The sequence below is a fragment of the Streptomyces sp. NPDC059696 genome, from assembly GCF_042733745.1.
In the GTDB taxonomy this organism is placed as follows: Bacteria; Actinomycetota; Actinomycetes; order Streptomycetales; family Streptomycetaceae; genus Streptomyces.
Genome location: NZ_JBHWFG010000015.1, coordinates 36,285 through 52,560, shown reverse-complemented (window position 1 = coordinate 52,560; position 16,276 = coordinate 36,285). Strand labels below are relative to the sequence as shown.

The window sequence follows — 16,276 nt, the reverse complement described above, 5'->3', positions numbered from 1 at the left end:
CGTGAGTGCCAACGACGCCCCTCGGGCCCAGCAGCCGTCCGCCACGTACGACTCCGCCTTCCTCAAGGCCTGCCGGCGCGAGCCCGTACCCCACACACCGGTGTGGTTCATGCGGCAGGCCGGGCGCTCACTGCCGGAGTACCGCAAGGTGCGCGAGGGCATCCCGATGCTGGAGTCCTGCATGCGGCCCGAGCTGGTCACCGAGATCACGCTCCAGCCGGTGCGCCGGCACGGCGTGGACGCGGCGATCTACTTCAGCGACATCGTCGTCCCGCTCAAGGCCATCGGCATCGACCTCGACATCAAGCCCGGTGTCGGCCCGGTCGTCGAGCGCCCGATCCGCACCCGCGAGGACCTCGCGCAGCTGCGCGACCTCACCCCCGAGGACGTCTCCTACGTCACCGAGGCCATCGGCCTGCTGACGCGCGAGCTCGGCGCCACGCCCCTCATCGGCTTCGCCGGCGCGCCCTTCACCCTCGCCAGCTACCTGGTCGAGGGCGGCCCGTCCCGCACGTACGAGAACGCCAAGGCGATGATGTACGGCGACCCGGAGCTGTGGGCCGACCTGCTCGATCGTCTCTCGGACATCACCGCCGCGTTCCTGAAGGTGCAGATCGAGGCGGGTGCCTCGGCGGTCCAGCTGTTCGACTCCTGGGCGGGTGCGCTGGCCCCCGTCGACTACCGCCGCTCGGTGCTGCCGGCGTCGGCGAAGGTCTTCGACGCCGTGGCCGGGTACGGCGTGCCGCGCATCCACTTCGGTGTCGGCACCGGCGAGCTGCTGGGGCTCATGGGCGAGGCCGGCGCGGACGTCGTCGGCGTCGACTGGCGCGTCCCGATGGACGAGGCCGCACGCCGGGTCGGCCCCGGCAAGGCGCTCCAGGGCAACCTCGACCCGACGGTGCTGTTCGCTCCGACGGAGGCGGTCGAGGCGAAGACCCGCGAGGTGCTGGACGCGGCGAAGGACCTGGAGGGCCATGTCTTCAACCTGGGTCACGGCGTCATGCCGTCCACGGACCCGGACGCCCTGACGCGGCTGGTCGAGCACGTGCACACGCTGACCGCGCGCTGACGCGGGGACCGATCGGCCGGTTCGGTGAACGCGGCCGCACGGGCGTGCGTATGTGTCGGCAACCGCCCGCGGCGCGGGGAAGGCGGGTCGCGGGGCCGACGTGAGGAACAGGCGATGAACGACCGAGCTACTCCCACCATGCACGCACTGCCCGACGGTGAGGCGGAGCTGACGCTGGTGGTGCGGCTGCCCTGGGAGGACGTGGCCCGCCTCGGCCAGGACGCGGGCCGGCTGGCGACCCAGTTGCGGCGGCCCGTGACGCTGGAGGAGGCGGTGAGTCACCGGTTGCGGTCGACCCGGGTGGCCTCGCACGCGAAGCCGGCGGGCGAGCAGCCGCCGGCGGTGACGGCCGGGGCCGCGTCGGTGTCCTCTTTGCCGTCGCGGCCGCCGGCGGAGCAGGCGCGGCAGGCGATCGACCGGATCAACGGTACGGCCGGGACGGCGTAGGCCGGTTCGCCGGAGGGGTGCGGGATCGTTGCCGAGTGCGCGGCGTCTGTGGTGCGTCGCGCAGTTCCCGCGCCGCTGGGGCGAGACCCCGCCCCCCCTTGTCCGCAGCACCGTGTAAAGGGGGCGAGACCCCGCCCCCTCACACGGTGCTGCGGATTTTCGCCGACGCCTTGCGGGCCGCCACCAGGACCGGGTCCCAGACCGGGGAGAAAGGTGGGGCGTAGCCGAGGTCCAGGGCCGTCATCTGTTCCACCGTCATGCCCGCCGTGAGGGCGACCGCCGCGACGTCGACCCGCTTGCCCGCGCCCTCCCGGCCGACGATCTGGACGCCGAGGAGGCGTCCCGTGCGGTGCTCGGCCAGCATCTTGACCGTCATGGGGGAGGCGTTCGGGTAGTAGCCGGCGCGGCTGGTCGACTCGATGGTGACCGACTCGAAGCGCAGGCCCACCCGGTGGGCGTCCTTCTCGCGCAGGCCCGTGCGGGCGATCTCCAGGTCGCAGACCTTGCTGACCGCCGTGCCGACCACACCCGGGAAGGTGGCGTAACCGCCGCCGGCGTTGGTGCCGATGACCTGGCCGTGCTTGTTGGCATGGGTGCCGAGCGGGATGTGCCGCTCCTGGCCCGAGACCAGGTCCAGGACCTCGACGCAGTCGCCGCCGGCCCAGACGTTCTCCCGGCCGCGCACCCGCATCGAGCGGTCGGTGAGGAGGCCGCCGTGCGGGCCGAGGGGGAGGCCGGCGTCCCGCGCGAGGGCCGTCTCGGGGCGGACGCCGATGCCGAGCACGACGACGTCCGCGAGGTACTCGCGGGCCTCGGTGACCACCGCACGCACCGTCCCGTCGTCGCCGGTCAGGATCTTCGTGACCTCGGCGTCGTTGACCATCGTGATGCCCAGGCCCTCCATGGCGTCGTGGACCAGGCGGCCCATGTCGGGGTCGAGGGTCGACATGGGTTCGCTGCCGCGGTTGACGACCGTCACCTCGTAGCCGCGCTTGATGAGCGCCTCGGCCATCTCCACGCCGATGTACCCGGCCCCGACGACCACCGCGCGGCGGCCCCGCGTGCGGTCCAGGGTGTCGAGGAGCGCCTGGCCGTCGTCCAGGGTCTGCACCCCGTGCACCCCGGCCGCGTCGGCCCCGGGCATGTTCGGCCGGATCGGGCGGGCGCCGGTCGCGATGACGAGCTTGTCGTACGACGTCCAGGACTCCTCGCCGGAGTCGACGTCCCGGGCGCGGACCCGCTGCCCGTCGAGGTCGAGTTCCACCACCTCGGTGCGCAGCCGCAGGTCGATGGCGCGGGCGCGGTGCTCCTCGGGGGTGCGGGCGACGAGCCGGTCCCGGTCGGTGACGTCGCCGCCGACCCAGTAGGGGATGCCGCACGCCGAGTACGACGTGAAGTGGCCCCGTTCGAACGCCACGATCTCCAGCTCGTCGGGACCCTTCAGACGGCGCGCCTGGGACGCCGCGGACATGCCCGCGGCGTCACCGCCGATGACGACCAGTCGCTCCCGGGTACGGCTCATGTTCATGTGAACACGCTACGGGAGCAGGGCATTTCAGTCCCGCTCACCCGGTGTTCCCGGCCGCGTGGCCTCCGGGGCGGGGCGGGCCGTCGGCAGCGGGCCCGGCGCGGTCGCCGTGGGCGCCGGCGCGGGGCGGCGCGGCAGCCGGGGCCGCACGACGCGCAGCCACAGCCAGACGAGCAGCGCGGCCACCGCCGCGAACGGCAGGACGGCGCCGAGGACCACGGTGAGCCAGCGCAGCATCGTCACGAAGGCGTTCCAGCCGCCCGCGAGCGCGTCCACGAAGCCCGGGTCGTCGTCCTCGGCTGCCTTCTTCACCGGGGTCTCGGACAACGACAGGGTGATGGTGGCCAGGCTGGTGCGGTCCTTCAGGGACTTCTGCCGGGCCAGGAGCGACTCCAGGTCGGCCTGGCGGGTGCTCAGCTCGCCCTCCAGGGTCACCACGTCGCTGAGCTTGGTGGCCCGGTCCATCAGCTCGCGGATCCGGGCCACGCTGGCGCGCTGCGTGGTGATCCGGCTCTCCACGTCCACGACCTGGTCGGTGACGTCCTCGGCCTTCGCGCTGCGGTCGAGGAGCTTGCCGGAGCCCTCCAGTTCCGCGAGGACCTCGTCGTACTTCTCGACGGGGACGCGCAGCACGACCCGGGTGCGCTCGTGGCCCCCCGCGTCCCGGGTGGTGGTCTCGTTGCCGACGTAGCCGCCCGCGTTCTCCACGCCGGTGCGGGCCTGGTCCAGGGCCTTCGGGACGTCCTTGACCCGCACGGTCAGGGAGGCCGTGCGGATGATGTGGCTCGCGGTGAGCTTCGGCGGTGCCGTGGCCTTGGCTCCGCTCGCGGTGCCGCCCGGGGCGGCCTGGCCCGAGACGCCCTTGTGGTCCGCCCCGCGGTCGGCGGCGGAGTTGCTGCCGCCCGAGGCGTCGTCCCCGGCGCTGCACCCCGTGAGGGCGAGGGCGGCGGCCAGCAGGAGTGCGGCCAGGGCCGGGGCGGGGCGTCGTACCGATCGTCGTGTGCGCATGCGGCTTCCCCCGAGGGTCGATTCTGCTGACGCTTCTTCGACGCCCGGACCGTGCCGATCGTTTGGCCCGGGACGGTTCCGATGCGGTCACGGTCGGGACTCGTGAAGGACACCGGGGCGCGGCAGCCCTGCCGGTGGGGTCTGAGAGGCTGGGGGCATGCGCGAAGTTCAAGGGCAGGTCGTCGTCATCGGGGCGGGCATCGCGGGGCTGGCCGCCGCGCACCGGCTGCTGGAGCGCGGGGCGCAGGTGACCGTGCTGGAGGCGTCCGGCCGAGTCGGCGGCAAGCTGCTGCCCGGGGAGGTCGCCGGCGCCCGGGTGGACCTCGGCGCCGAGTCGATGCTGGCCCGCCGCCCCGAGGCGGTGGCACTCGCCCGCGAGGTGGGTCTCGCCGACCGCCTCCAGCCCCCGGCCACGGCGACGGCCTCGCTCTGGACCCGCGGCGCCCTGCGCCCCTTCCCCAAGGGGCATGTGATGGGCGTGCCCGGCACCGCGTCCGCCCTGGCCGGCGTGGTGTCCGAAGAGGGCCTCGCCCGCATCGAGCGGGACGCCGAACTGCCCCGCACCGAGGTCGGCGACGACGTGGCGGTGGGGCAGTACGTGGCGGAACGCCTCGGCCGCGAGGTCGTCGACCGCCTGCTGGAGCCCATGCTGGGCGGGGTGTACGCGGGCGATGCGTACCGCATCTCCATGCGCTCGGCCGTCCCGCAGCTCTTCCAGGTCGCCCGCACCCACACCTCCCTGACGGAGGGGGTCCGCGAGCTCCAGGCCAAGGCGGCCGCGGCCGGGCAGACCGGACCGGTGTTCATGGGCATCCGGGGCGGCATCGGCACCCTGCCGCTCGCGGTGGCGGACTCGGTGCGGGCACGCGGGGGCAAGATCCTCACCCGGACGCCCGTGACGGAGCTGCGTCGCACGCCCGAGGGCGGCTGGCGGGTCGTTTCCGCGGAGCGCGAGTGGCTCGCCGACGCCGTGGTCGTCGCCGCGCCGGCCCCCGTCGCCGCCCGGCTGCTGCGCGCCGAGACCCCCGGGGCCGCCGCCGAGCTCGACGCCGTCGAGTACGCCTCCATGGCCCTGGTCACCCTCGCCTACCGCCGCGCCGGGACGGCCCTGCCCGGCGGCAGCGGCTTCCTCGTGCCGCCGGTCGACGGACGCACCGTCAAGGCGTCCACCTTCGCCTCGCAGAAGTGGGGCTGGATCGCCGACGAGAACCCGGACCTGGTCGTCCTGCGCACCTCCGTCGGACGGTACGGTGAGACGGAGATCCTCCGGCGCGACGACAGCGAACTGGTCGAGGTGTCCCGGCACGACCTGAAGGCGGCGACCGGCCTCGACGCCGCCCCGGTCGCCACCCGCGTCACCCGCTGGGACGACGGCCTGCCCCAGTACCCGGTCGGCCACCACGCGCGCGTGGCCCGCGTCCGCGAGCACATCGCCCGCCTCCCCGGCCTCGCCGTCTGCGGCGCCGCCTACGACGGCGTCGGCATCCCCGCCTGCATCGCGAGCGCCTACGCCGCCGTGGACCAGGTCCACGGCGACCTGCGGGGTGTGCAGGAGCTCACCGCCCACCCGGTGCAGAGTCTGCACGGCGGAGCGGGAGAATGAGGCCATGAGCAACGACGCCCCTACCCCCGAGTCCGGCAGGATCCCGAACAAGGGCAAGCTGGCCAAGGACCTCAACGAGGTCATCCGCTACACGCTCTGGTCCGTCTTCAAGCTGAAGGACGTCCTCCCCGAGGACCGCACCGGGTACGCCGACGAGGTGCAGGAGCTGTTCGACCAGCTCGCCGCGAAGGACGTGACCGTCCGCGGCACGTACGACGTCTCGGGCCTGCGCGCCGACGCCGACCTCATGATCTGGTGGCACGCGGAGACCAGCGACGCGCTGCAGGAGGCCTACAACCTCTTCCGCCGGACGAGGCTGGGCCGCGCCCTGGAGCCCGTCTGGTCGAACATGGCGCTGCACCGCCCCGCCGAGTTCAACCGCGCGCACATCCCGGCGTTCCTCGCCGACGAGACGCCCCGCGACTACGTGAGCGTCTACCCCTTCGTGCGCTCCTACGACTGGTACCTGCTGCCCGACGAGGACCGCCGCCGCATGCTCGCCGACCACGGCAAGATGGCCCGCGGCTACCCGGACGTGCGCGCCAACACCGTCGCCTCGTTCTCCCTCGGCGACTACGAGTGGATCCTCGCCTTCGAGGCCGACGAGCTGTACCGCATCGTCGACCTGATGCGCCACCTGCGCGCCTCGGAGGCCCGTATGCACGTCCGCGAGGAGGTGCCGTTCTACACGGGCCGCCGCAAGGACGTCTCCGAGCTGGTCGCCTCGCTGGCCTGATTCAGCGGACGCTTCCGCGGGCCGCGGCCCCGGCACGGTCCGGGGCCGTCGGCTTCGGCTCGGCGTGCCGGGCGCACTGCGCGCTGCGTCCGGGCAGCCGGCCCTCCAGCAGATACGCCTCCATGTGCCCGTTGACGCAGGCGTTCGGCCCGCCCGCCAGTCCGTGGGTGCCGGCGTCCCGCTCCGTCACCAGGGCCGAGCCCGCCAGCCGGTCGTGGAGTTCGAGGGCGCCGTCGTACGGCGCGGCGGCGTCCCGCTCGGCGGCCAGGATCAGCGTCGGCGGCAGCTCACCCGGCCCGGCGCCGACGTCGAGCGGCCGCTGCCGGGGCGCCGGCCAGTAGGCGCACGGCAGGTTCGTCCACACGTTGTCCCAGGTCGCGAAGGGCGCCACCCGCGCGAGCCGGGTGTTGTCCCGGTCCCACACCGCCCAGTGCGCGGGCCACGGGGCGTCGTTGCACTCGACGGCCAGGTACACCGCGCGTGCGTTCTCCGCCTCGGCCGCCGCCTCCGGGTGCTGCTCCGCCTGCTCGATCAAGGGCTTCGGGTCGCCCCCCAGGTACGCCGACAGCGCGTGCGCGCGGTGCGGCCACAGGTCGTCGTAGTAGGCGGCCTGCAGCAACGCCGCCCGCAACTGGCCCGGTCCGACCTTCCCGCCCGCGGGGTCGCCGGCCAGTCGGGCGCTCGCCCGCTCGTAGGCGCGCAGCACCTCGCGCGCGGTGGTGCCCAGTCCGTACACGTCGTCGTGGCGGGCGATCCAGGCCCGGAAGTCCGCCCAGCGCCGCTCGAACGCCGCCGACTGGGCGAGGTTGTTGCGGTACCAGATCCGCCCGGGGCCGGGGTGGACGGCCGAGTCGAACACCATCCGCCGCACGTGCCCGGGGAACAGCGTCGCGTACAGGGCACCGAAGTAGGTGCCGTACGACGAGCCCATGAAGGTCAGCCGCTCCTCGCCGAGTGCGGCGCGCAGGACGTCGAGGTCACGGGCGTTGTTGAGCGAGTGGTAGTGCCGCAGCGCGTCACCGGCCCGCTCGGCGCAGCCCCGCGCGTACGCCTCGGCCTTCGCGACGCGCTCCCTCTTGTACGCCTCCGAGGGGTGGGCCGGTGCCTGCGAGGGCCCGGTGAAGAACTGCTGCGGGTCCTTGCACGACAGCGGTGCCGAACGGCCCACGCCGCGCGGGGCGTAACCGACGAGGTCGTACGCCGCCGCGATGCGCTTCCACTCGGGGAGCAGGCCGATGAGCGGGAAGTACAGGCCGGTGGCACCCGGGCCGCCCGGGTTGTGGACGAGGGCGCCCTGCCGCAGGACCTTGTGCTTGTCGTTCCGCGGGTCCTTCTGTGTGGCCCGGGCCCTGCTGACGGAGAGTTCGATCTGCCGGCCGTCCGGACGGGCGTAGTCCAGGGGGACGCGTACCGTCCCGCACCGCATGCTGCCGGGCAGGTCCTGCGCGTCGGGGCACGGGCCGAAGTCGACGCCGGCCGCCTTCGCGCGCGCGGCGGCGACGGCGGTGCCGCGCCGCTCGGCCGCGCCCGTCCGGTCCTCGGCGTGCGGGGCCCCGGCGAGGGTGCTCAGCAGCAAGGACCCGGCGGCCGAGTAGAGGAGGGCGGCTCTCATCGCGTATCCCTTCGGTGCACGGTGGCGACGAAAGGGATGTTTCGGTCGGGTGACGAGGAAGGCAAGCACCGTCGGCCGGTGTCGGCGCCCGAGCCCCCGCGCGCGCCCGGTCGGTTCAGTCGTGGGACTCGCGGTGGGTGAACGCCGCGCGCAGGTCCGGTTCGCCGATCGCGCCGACGCCGCGCACGGCCACCGAGGTGAGGAACGTGCGGTCGTCGGCCGTGCCGTCCGCGGTGCGGGTCAGCGTACCGAGCAGCTGCCGGCCGGCCGGCGAGGCCCAGCGCGAGTAGGGGTGGATCTCGATCCGCGCGATGGCCAGGCAGCTCAGGGCCAGGGTGAGCGGCAGCGCGAACCACAGGGCGACCAGGTGCCGCGGCATGTCCGGCGGAGCCGGCGTCAGCAGGGCGGCCACGCCCAGCCCGAGGACGGCGACGGCGGCGAGACGGACCTGCCGGACGGCCGCCGCGACCGTCGTACGGGCGCTGTCCGGCACCGCGAGTCCGGCGCGCACCAGTCCCTCGGCGATCCCGCGCACCGCGTCCGCCGTGGCGGCGGTGGACCGTACCGGCGCGATCCGGGACTGCCCCTCGGGGCCGATCGCCCCTATCACCGACCGCTCCATGTCGTCCCGCCCGCGCGGGTCGACGACCGTCGCCCAGCCGGTGCGGGCGAGGAGCAGCCGACGCTGACGGGCCATGGCGACCAGCGTCACGTCGGCGACCCGGCGGGGACCGCCGGAGAGGAACGCCGCCTCGTAGAGCGTGAGTTCACGACTCCGGCCGGTTTCCGCGGCCACGGCCGCGGCACGGACGGCGGCCAGGCACAGACGGGTGCAGGCCGTGCCCGTCACGGCCCAGGCCGCCAGCAGGAAAAGAACCCAGAGCATATGTTGTTTGTATGTGACACGGTCCCGGGAACACCATGCCTCGTTCACGATCCGGACGGAGTGTTGTCGGTATGTGACGTTCCGTTTCAGTCCGGCGGCGGCCTGTAGGCGGGCGGCGGGAGCGTGTAGCCGGACGAGGGCGGCGGCGTGGGCGACGGCGACGCGGACGACGACGAGGGCGGAACGGCGAACCCCGGGACGGTCGCGGGGGGAGTGCCGCCCACGGCCAGGTCGCGGGCCACGGCGTCGAAGTCGACCTGACCCGTGGCCTCCAGGACCTTGATGTGGTCGAGGACGGTGGTGTTGGCGTCGTCGGCGAGTTCGCGCACCAGCGAGTTGCGGGTGCTCGCGCGGACCTGGGCGAGGACCGGGAACACCGTGCCGTGGGCCACCCGCAGGACCGTGGCGAACTCGCGGTCGTACTCCGTGCCCCGCGCCCGGTCGAGCCGGTCCAGCCACTGCTCCTGCTGCGCGGTGGGTTCGTCGGGCAGGTCGAGGCCCAGCCGGGCGGCGACGCCACGGACCCGCTCGTCCAGGAACCGGTGCCCGTCGACGAGATGCCGGCCGGCGGTCCGTACGGCGGGTGTGGTCCCCTTCGACTGCGCCTGCCGCCCCGCGGGCAGCTCCCACAGCCCGGCCAGCCTGACCTTCGTGAGGAAGTCCTGGTCGAGCGCGGACAGCGGGCCGTAGCTCGTCCGCAGGGTCTGGGCGCTCAGCACGTTCGGGGCCGTCCCCGGCCGGTCCCGGTACGACCAGATCGGGAAGACCAGCGCGGCGAGCGTCACCGTCAGGCACGTGACGATGAGCCCTGTGCCGCTGACGATGCCTCGGCCCTTGACGGGGGGTCGCGGTCGCATGGTGGTGCCTCCTGGTACGGCACTGCACGCTGGTGCGCTACGGGTGCGGAGGTGACATGTTACTTCCGGGGTTATGCCATCTGCCGTACAGGCGTACAGGGTTGCCTCGGGGGTGATCGGGGACGAACGCGGGACGGGCGTCGCGTGGCATACCGGTGCGAACAGGGTCAATGCCTCCCGAGGCTTCCTCGCCCGTGGGCCGGCTGTCAGACCCGGCACACTTCGCCGCGCCCGCCCGACTAGCCCAGCCGGGTCCTTGCGGCCACCCGGACGCCGTCGTGGCGGTGCGCCCCGTGGCCGCCGCCCGCCCGATGGGCCATGTTGCTGACCGTCGAGCCGATCGGGCTCCGGCCGGACGTAGAGGAGGCCCCGCGGTGGGTGAGCTGTACATCGACGGCGAATGGACGCAGGCGGCGGCCGGCGGCCGGCGCGACGTGGTCAACCCCTACGACGCCTCGGTCGTTACCACGGTCGACGAGGCCGACGCCACCGACGTCGACCGCGCCGTGCGCGCCGCCCGGCGCGCCTTCGCCGAGGAGGACTGGGCGGGCGCCCCCACCCGCCGCCGCGCCGACCTGCTGATGCGCGTCCACGACCTGCTGCTGCGCGACCGGGAGGACATCGCCCGCACCGAGACGCTCGACACCGGCAAGACGCTCGCCGAGTCCCGGATCGACGTGGAGGACGTGGCGAACGCCTTCCGCTACTACGCCGAACTCGCGGGCAAGGACGGCGGCCGGGTCGTCGACGTCGGCCCGGACGTCCTCAGCCGGGTCGTCTACCAGCCGGTTGGCGTGTGCGCGCTCATCGCCCCCTGGAACTACCCGATGCTGCAGGCCTCCTGGAAGGTCGCCCCGGCCCTGGCCGCCGGCAACACCTTCGTCCTGAAGCCCAGCGAGATCACGCCCCTCACCACCATCACCATGATCCGGCTCATCGAGGAGGCCGGCGCACCCCCCGGCGTCGCCAACCTGGTGCTGGGCTCCGGGGCGACCGTGGGCGCCGCCCTCACCGGCCACCCCGACGTCGACCTGGTCTCCTTCACCGGCGGCCTGAACACCGGCCGGGCCATCATGGCCGCCGCCGCCCACGAGGGGCCGCGGAACATCGCCCTGGAACTGGGCGGCAAGAACCCCAACATCGTCTTCGCCGACGCCGACTTCGACGCCGCCGTCGACTACGCCCTCGACGCCGCCTTCCTGCACTCCGGGCAGGTCTGCTCCGCCGGATCACGCCTGCTCGTCGAGGACTCCCTGCACGACCGGTTCGTCGAGGCCTACGCCGAGCGCGCCCGGGCGATCCGGCTCGGCAACGGCATGGAGGACGGCACCGAGAGCGGCCCGCTCAGCTCCGCCGAGCACCGCGAGAAGGTCGAGGGCTACATCGCCCTCGGCAAGGAGGAGGGCGCCCGGCTCGTCACCGGCGGCATGCGCCCCGACGACCCGGCCCTCAGCCGCGGGTTCTTCCTGCTGCCGACGATCTTCGCCGACTGCGACCGGTCGATGCGCATCGTCCAGGAGGAGATCTTCGGCCCGGTCGTCACCGTCGAGCGGTTCCGCACCGAGGACGAGGCGGTCGAACTCGCCAACGACACCCGCTACGGCCTGGCCGGCGGGGTGTGGACCTCCGACGCGAGCCGCGCCCAGCGCGTCGCCCAGCGGCTGCGGCACGGCACCGTGTGGATCAACGACTTCCACCCCTACGTACCGCAGGCCGAGTGGGGCGGCTTCGGCCGCTCCGGCGTCGGACGCGAGCTCGGCCCCACGGGGCTGCGCGAGTACCAGGAGGCCAAGCACATCTACCAGAACCTCGCCCCCGCCCCCTCCGGCTGGTTCAAGGGCTGACCCTCCGGCAAGCACCCAGGGGCGCACCGGACGACAAAGAAAGCAGAGCACCGCATGGCCACCACTCCCGCGCACGGCGCCGAGTCCGCCTACGACTACGTCATCGTCGGCGGCGGCACCGCCGGCTGCGTTCTCGCCGCCCGGCTGAGCGAGGATCCCGACTGCCGCGTCTGCGTCATCGAGGGCGGCCCCAGCGACGTCGGCGACGAGCGCATCCTGCGCCTGCGCAACTGGATCAACCTGCTCGGCTCGGAGTTCGACTACGGCTACACCACCGTCGAACAGCCCCGCGGCAACTCGCACATCCTGCACTCCCGGGCCCGGGTGCTCGGCGGCTGCTCCTCGCACAACACGCTGATCAGCTTCCTGCCGCTGCCCCAGGACCTCGACGACTGGGTGCGCCGCGGCTGCTCCGGCTGGGACCCGGCGACGATCCTGCCCTACCGCGACCGGCTGCAGACACAGATCGTGCCCGTGGCCGAAGCCGACCGCAATCCCATCGCCAAGGACTTCGTCACCTCCGCCTCCCGCGCCCTGGGCGTCCCCGTCATCGACGACTTCAACGCCGAACCCTTCGCCGACGGCACCGGCTTCTTCTCGCTGGCCTACCAGCCGGAGGGCAACCTGCGCTGCTCCGCGTCGGTCGCCTACCTCCACCCGGTGCTGGACCGGCCCAACCTCACGCTGAAGCTGGAGACCTGGGCCCACCGGCTGATCCCGGACGAGTCGGGGAGGCTCACCCGGGTCGCCGTCCGGGGCGCCGACGGCGAACCCGCCACCGTGCGCGCCGAGCGCGAACTGCTGCTCTGCGCGGGTGCCATCGACACCCCGCGGCTGCTGCTGCTCTCCGGCATCGGACCGGCCGACGACCTGCGCGCCCTGGGCATCGAGGTCCGGGCCGACCTGCCCGGTGTCGGGGAGAACCTGCTGGACCACCCCGAGTCCGTGATCGTCTGGGAGACCGCGGGGCCGCTGCCGCCCAACTCCGCGATGGACTCCGACGCCGGTCTGTTCCTGCGCCGCGACAAGAGCGAGCCGCGCCCCGACCTGATGTTCCACTTCTACCAGGTGCCGTTCACCGTCAACACCGAACGCCTGGGCTACCCCGTACCGCAGCACGGGGTGTGCATGACCCCGAACGTGCCGCGGGCCCGCTCCACCGGCCGCATGTGGCTGCGCAGCAACAACCCCGCCGAGCATCCCGCCCTGGACTTCCGGTACTTCACCGACCCCGAGGGCTATGACGAGCGCACCATCGTGGACGGCCTCAAGGTCGCCCGCGAGGTCGCCGAGACCGGCCCGCTGCGCGACTGGCTCGTCCGCGAGGTCGCACCCGGCCCGGACGTCGTCTCCGACGCCGACCTGTCCGAATACGGCCGCCGAGCGGCCCACACCGTGTACCACCCGGCCGGCACCTGCCGGATGGGCGCCGCGGACGACCCCCTGGCCGTCTGCGACCCGGAGCTCAGACTGCGCGGCTTCGAGGGCGTACGGATCGTGGACGCGTCGGTGTTCCCGACGATGCCCACCATCAACCCGATGGTGACCGTGCTGCTCGCCGCCGAACGCGCCGCCGACCTGATCAAAGCGGAAGGAGGGGCACGACGATGACCGGTACGCAGCCTCCCGCACCGGCGTCCGGCGCCCCCTCCGGGGAGCCGGGCTCCGAGTTCCGCAAGGACATGAGCCCTTGGGCCAACTTCGCCCTCGGCTTCACCTACCTCTCCCCGGTCGTGGGCACCTACACCCTCTTCGGCATCGCGATCGCCGACGGCGGACCGCCGATGATCTGGGCGTTCCTGATCGCCGGCTGCGGCCAGTTCCTCGTCGCGCTGATCTTCGGCGAGACCGTCGCCCAGTTCCCGATCGCGGGCGGTGTCTACCCCTGGGCCCGGCGGCTGTGGGGCAAGCGCTGGGCGTGGATGACCGGCTGGGTGTACATGTGGGCGCTGCTGGTGACCATCACCTCCGTCGCCTACGGCGCCGGCCCCTACATCGCCATCCTCTTCGGCTTCAGAGCCACCGTGCACACCACCGTGCTGTGCACCGCCGTGCTCATCGTCGTCGCCATCCTCATCAACTACATGGGTACCAAGGCACTGTCGACGGCGGCGCTCATCGGTTTCACCGGCGAGCTCATCGGCGCCCTCGTCGTCGGCGTCTACCTGCTGGCCACCCACCGTCACCACGGCCTCGGCGTCATCTTCGACACCTACAACGTCGAGGGAGACGGCTCCTACCTGCCGGCGTTCCTGGCAGCCAGCATCATCGGCCTCTACCAGTACTACGGCTTCGAGGCGTGCGGCGACACCGCCGAGGAGGTCGCCCACCCGGGCCGGGTCATCCCCCGCGCGATGCGCCGCACCATCTACATCGGCGGCGCGGCGGCCACCTTCACCTGCATGTCGCTGCTGCTGTCGGTCACGGACTTCAACGCGATCATCTCCGGCGAGCAGCCCGACCCGGTGGTGGACGTGCTGTACGACGCGATGGGCGAGACCGGGGCGCGGATGGTGATGGCCGTGGTGCTGATCTCCTTCCTGTCCTGCACGATCAGCCTCCAGGCCGCGGCCGGGCGGCTCATCTACTCCTACGCCCGGGACGAGATGATCGTCGGGCACCGGCTGCTGCGGCGGTTCGTGCACGCCCGTGCGGTGCCGAGCTGGGCGCTGTTCGTGTCCGCGGCGGTGCCGCTGATCATCGCCTTCGCCTCACTGCTCTCCGAGGACGCCCTCACCAACATCGTCTCGTTCGCGATCCTCGGCATCTACGGCTCGTTCCAGATGGTGGTCCTCGCCGCACTGCGCGCCCGGCTCAAGGGCTGGCGTCCGTCAGGGGAGTTCACCCTGGGCCGCTGGGGGCTCACGGTCAACATCGCGGCGCTGGTCTACGGCATCCTCGCCATCATCAACATCTGCTGGCCCCGCTCCCCGGAGAAGTCCTGGTGGGAGAACTGGATCGTCCTGCTGTGCGGCGGTGTGGTGCTGGGGACGGGCCTGCTCTACATGTTCACCACGCACCACTACGGCCGCGGCGACGCCCCCGCGGGCGACGCGGTGCCGCAGAAGACCGGTGCGACGGCCGGGGGGTCTTCGCCCGGCGCACCGTGAGTGCGAGACGAGAGGGGCGGGAGTCCGGTCCGGGGTCCCCGCGGTCACCGGACCGGTCCGGGCTCCTCACCCCCCGTCAACGCCGGGTCAGCACCCTGCGCGTGACGCGGGCGAGCCGGCGGGCGGGCCGCCGGGAGAGGGGCGCCGGGCCCGACCGCTCCCGCCACCACGCCCGCAGCTCCCGCCGTGCCCGCGTGTCCCCCGGGCGCCCGGCGGCCAGCAGGTACTCGGCGAAGCTCAGGGCGTCACGCCGGTATCCGGCGGTCATCGGGTGGGTCTGGGCGTAGCCGAGGAACGCCGTGCGGTACCCGTCCCCGAGGATCACCGGCAGCTCGGGAGCGACCTTCGCCACGACGTCCGCCCGCTTCCCGGCGAGCGCCCGGGCCTGGACACCGAGCCGGACCCGGTCGAACCCCTCGGGCACGGGCGTCCCCGCGACCAGCGCCGAGAGCAGCGCGGCCTGCGCCAGCCCGAGCCGCTGCCGGGCCGCGCCGTCACCCTGTGATGGGGGCGGGCCGGAGGCGCCCCGTGTCGCCCCGGCCGCCCCGGTCTCGAGTCCCGCCCCCGCCGCCCCGGCGGCCGAGCGGAGTTCCGTCTTCACACGCTCGACCGCGCCTGCCTCAAGCGCCCGGCGGATCGCGGTCAACTCGCCTTCCAGCTCGGCCGGTTCCGGGAAGTTCTCGTCCCTTTCCAGCAGGACGCCCGGCGGGCTGACGCGGGAGGCGAGGTCCGTCAGGATGTCCAGGACCGGCCGGGGCACGGGGTGGGCGTGGCTGTCGTGCCAGACGCCGTCCCGTGCGAAGCCGCCGGCGACATGGACGTAGGCGATGGCCTCCAGGGGCAGCTCGGCGAGGGCCTTGGACGAGTCCTCGCCGCGGTTGACGTGGTTGGTGTGCAGGTTGGCCACGTCGATGAGCAGGCGGACGCCCGTACGGTCGGCGAGGTCGTAGAGGAACTGGCCCTCCGTCATCTCCTCGCCCGGCCAGCAGACCAGCGCGGCGATGTTCTCCACGGCCAGCGGCACCGGAAGCGAGTCCTGGGCGATCCGTACGTTCTCGCACAGGACGTCCAGGGCGTCCCGGGTCCGGGGGACGGGCAGCAGATGCCCCGCCTCCAGGTGCGGGGAGGCGGTCAACGGCCCACCCGCCCGGACGAACGCGATGTGCTCGGTGACCAGCGGGGAGCCCAGCGCCTCGGCGCGCTCGGCCAGCGCGGTCAGCCGCCCGGCGTCGGGCCGGTCCGCGCCGCCGAGGCCCAGGGAGACGCCGTGCGGCACCACGGTGACACCGCGCTCGCGCAGCCGCCGCAGGGAGTCGGGCAGATGCCCGGGGCAGACGTTCTCGGCCACCGCTTCGACCCAGTCGATCCCCGGCATCCGCTCCACGGCGTCCGCGATCTCCGGTCGCCAGCCGATGCCCGTCCCCAGTCGCTCCATCGTCCCCTCCTCCACCCGGCCCGTTCCTCGAACGTGAGGGGGGTATGGCCCAGCCGCTCGCCGCCCAACCGCGCCCGGCCCGCCTTCAGAGCAACATTTGAGGTTCGGGGGTCCGGCCCGCTGCCGCCACCGACGGAGGCG

At 73.4% G+C, this 16,276-nt stretch carries 13 protein-coding genes; 7 read left to right on the top strand and 6 right to left on the bottom strand.

The window, feature by feature from the left end:
• Position 1 precedes the first annotated feature (1 nt).
• Together hemE and ACFV20_RS18250 are read left to right on the top strand one after the other, a co-directional pair.
• On the top strand, positions 2–1,069 hold the full coding sequence (gene hemE / locus ACFV20_RS18255; RefSeq protein ID WP_385657780.1) for a uroporphyrinogen decarboxylase: 1,068 nt from the start codon (positions 2–4) through the stop codon (positions 1,067–1,069).
• A gap of 114 nt (positions 1,070–1,183) precedes the next feature.
• Positions 1,184–1,516: a hypothetical protein gene (locus tag ACFV20_RS18250; protein ID WP_385657778.1), complete on the top strand. Its 333-nt coding sequence runs from the start codon at positions 1,184–1,186 to the stop codon at positions 1,514–1,516.
• A 139-nt stretch (positions 1,517–1,655) separates the two neighbouring features.
• On the opposite strand, the gene ACFV20_RS18245 is transcribed toward ACFV20_RS18250, so the two are convergent.
• On the bottom strand, positions 1,656–3,044 hold the full coding sequence (locus ACFV20_RS18245) for an FAD-dependent oxidoreductase (protein WP_385657776.1): 1,389 nt from the start codon (positions 3,042–3,044) through the stop codon (positions 1,656–1,658).
• Between the two features lie 27 nt (positions 3,045–3,071).
• The gene (locus ACFV20_RS18240) at positions 3,072–4,052 is read right to left on the bottom strand and encodes a DUF4349 domain-containing protein (RefSeq protein ID WP_385657775.1); all 981 of its coding nucleotides are present in this window, start codon (positions 4,050–4,052) and stop codon (positions 3,072–3,074) included.
• Between the two features lie 157 nt (positions 4,053–4,209).
• Between ACFV20_RS18240 and hemG the strand changes: the two genes are divergently transcribed.
• Both hemG and hemQ read left to right on the top strand, forming a co-directional pair.
• Positions 4,210–5,655, top strand: coding sequence for a protoporphyrinogen oxidase (gene hemG / locus ACFV20_RS18235; protein WP_385657773.1), 1,446 nt, complete (start codon positions 4,210–4,212; stop codon positions 5,653–5,655).
• 4 nt (positions 5,656–5,659) lie between these two features.
• Positions 5,660–6,391, top strand: a complete 732-nt coding sequence (hemQ, locus tag ACFV20_RS18230; protein ID WP_385657771.1) for a hydrogen peroxide-dependent heme synthase — start codon at positions 5,660–5,662, stop codon at positions 6,389–6,391.
• 1 nt (position 6,392) lies between these two features.
• Here the strand turns inward: hemQ and ACFV20_RS18225 are convergent, their stop codons facing one another.
• The 3 genes from ACFV20_RS18225 to ACFV20_RS18215 form a co-directional block, all read right to left on the bottom strand.
• Positions 6,393–8,003: an alpha/beta hydrolase gene (locus ACFV20_RS18225; RefSeq protein ID WP_385657770.1), complete on the bottom strand. Its 1,611-nt coding sequence runs from the start codon at positions 8,001–8,003 to the stop codon at positions 6,393–6,395.
• 115 nt (positions 8,004–8,118) lie between these two features.
• Positions 8,119–8,889, bottom strand: a complete 771-nt coding sequence (locus tag ACFV20_RS18220) for a TIGR04222 domain-containing membrane protein (RefSeq protein WP_385657768.1) — start codon at positions 8,887–8,889, stop codon at positions 8,119–8,121.
• An 86-nt stretch (positions 8,890–8,975) separates the two neighbouring features.
• The gene (locus tag ACFV20_RS18215; RefSeq protein ID WP_385657766.1) at positions 8,976–9,746 is read right to left on the bottom strand and encodes a DUF4142 domain-containing protein; all 771 of its coding nucleotides are present in this window, start codon (positions 9,744–9,746) and stop codon (positions 8,976–8,978) included.
• 374 nt (positions 9,747–10,120) lie between these two features.
• On the opposite strand from ACFV20_RS18215, the gene ACFV20_RS18210 reads away from it, so the two are divergent.
• The 3 genes from ACFV20_RS18210 to ACFV20_RS18200 are packed head-to-tail and all read left to right on the top strand — an operon-like array spanning position 10,121 to position 14,700.
• Positions 10,121–11,590, top strand: coding sequence for an aldehyde dehydrogenase family protein (locus ACFV20_RS18210; protein ID WP_385657764.1), 1,470 nt, complete (start codon positions 10,121–10,123; stop codon positions 11,588–11,590).
• A gap of 54 nt (positions 11,591–11,644) precedes the next feature.
• On the top strand, positions 11,645–13,201 hold the full coding sequence (locus tag ACFV20_RS18205; protein WP_385657762.1) for a GMC family oxidoreductase: 1,557 nt from the start codon (positions 11,645–11,647) through the stop codon (positions 13,199–13,201).
• Positions 13,198–14,700 carry an APC family permease gene (locus tag ACFV20_RS18200; protein ID WP_385657761.1) on the top strand — a complete coding sequence of 501 codons (1,503 nt, stop codon included), beginning with the start codon at positions 13,198–13,200 and terminating at the stop codon, positions 14,698–14,700. The genes ACFV20_RS18205 and ACFV20_RS18200 overlap by 4 nt, the downstream gene beginning before the upstream one ends.
• Positions 14,701–14,776: 76 nt before the next feature.
• On the opposite strand, the gene ACFV20_RS18195 is transcribed toward ACFV20_RS18200, so the two are convergent.
• Entirely contained in the window at positions 14,777–16,135 is a 1,359-nt protein-coding gene (locus ACFV20_RS18195) for a DUF692 domain-containing protein (RefSeq protein ID WP_385657759.1), read from the bottom strand.
• Between the last annotated feature and the right edge of the window lie 141 nt (positions 16,136–16,276).

Excerpts from the sequence above, each read along its gene's own strand:
- ACFV20_RS18250 (WP_385657778.1), top strand. The coding sequence starts at position 1,184 with ATGAACGACCGAGCTACTCCCACCATGCACGCACTGCCCGACGGTGAG.
- ACFV20_RS18245 (WP_385657776.1), bottom strand. The coding sequence starts at position 3,044 with ATGAACATGAGCCGTACCCGGGAGCGACTGGTCGTCATCGGCGGTGAC.
- ACFV20_RS18240 (WP_385657775.1), bottom strand. The coding sequence starts at position 4,052 with ATGCGCACACGACGATCGGTACGACGCCCCGCCCCGGCCCTGGCCGCA.
- hemG (WP_385657773.1), top strand. The coding sequence starts at position 4,210 with ATGCGCGAAGTTCAAGGGCAGGTCGTCGTCATCGGGGCGGGCATCGCG.
- hemQ (WP_385657771.1), top strand. The coding sequence starts at position 5,660 with ATGAGCAACGACGCCCCTACCCCCGAGTCCGGCAGGATCCCGAACAAG.
- ACFV20_RS18225 (WP_385657770.1), bottom strand. The coding sequence starts at position 8,003 with ATGAGAGCCGCCCTCCTCTACTCGGCCGCCGGGTCCTTGCTGCTGAGC.
- ACFV20_RS18220 (WP_385657768.1), bottom strand. The coding sequence starts at position 8,889 with ATGCTCTGGGTTCTTTTCCTGCTGGCGGCCTGGGCCGTGACGGGCACG.
- ACFV20_RS18215 (WP_385657766.1), bottom strand. The coding sequence starts at position 9,746 with ATGCGACCGCGACCCCCCGTCAAGGGCCGAGGCATCGTCAGCGGCACA.
- ACFV20_RS18205 (WP_385657762.1), top strand. The coding sequence starts at position 11,645 with ATGGCCACCACTCCCGCGCACGGCGCCGAGTCCGCCTACGACTACGTC.
- ACFV20_RS18200 (WP_385657761.1), top strand. The coding sequence starts at position 13,198 with ATGACCGGTACGCAGCCTCCCGCACCGGCGTCCGGCGCCCCCTCCGGG.
- ACFV20_RS18195 (WP_385657759.1), bottom strand. The coding sequence starts at position 16,135 with ATGGAGCGACTGGGGACGGGCATCGGCTGGCGACCGGAGATCGCGGAC.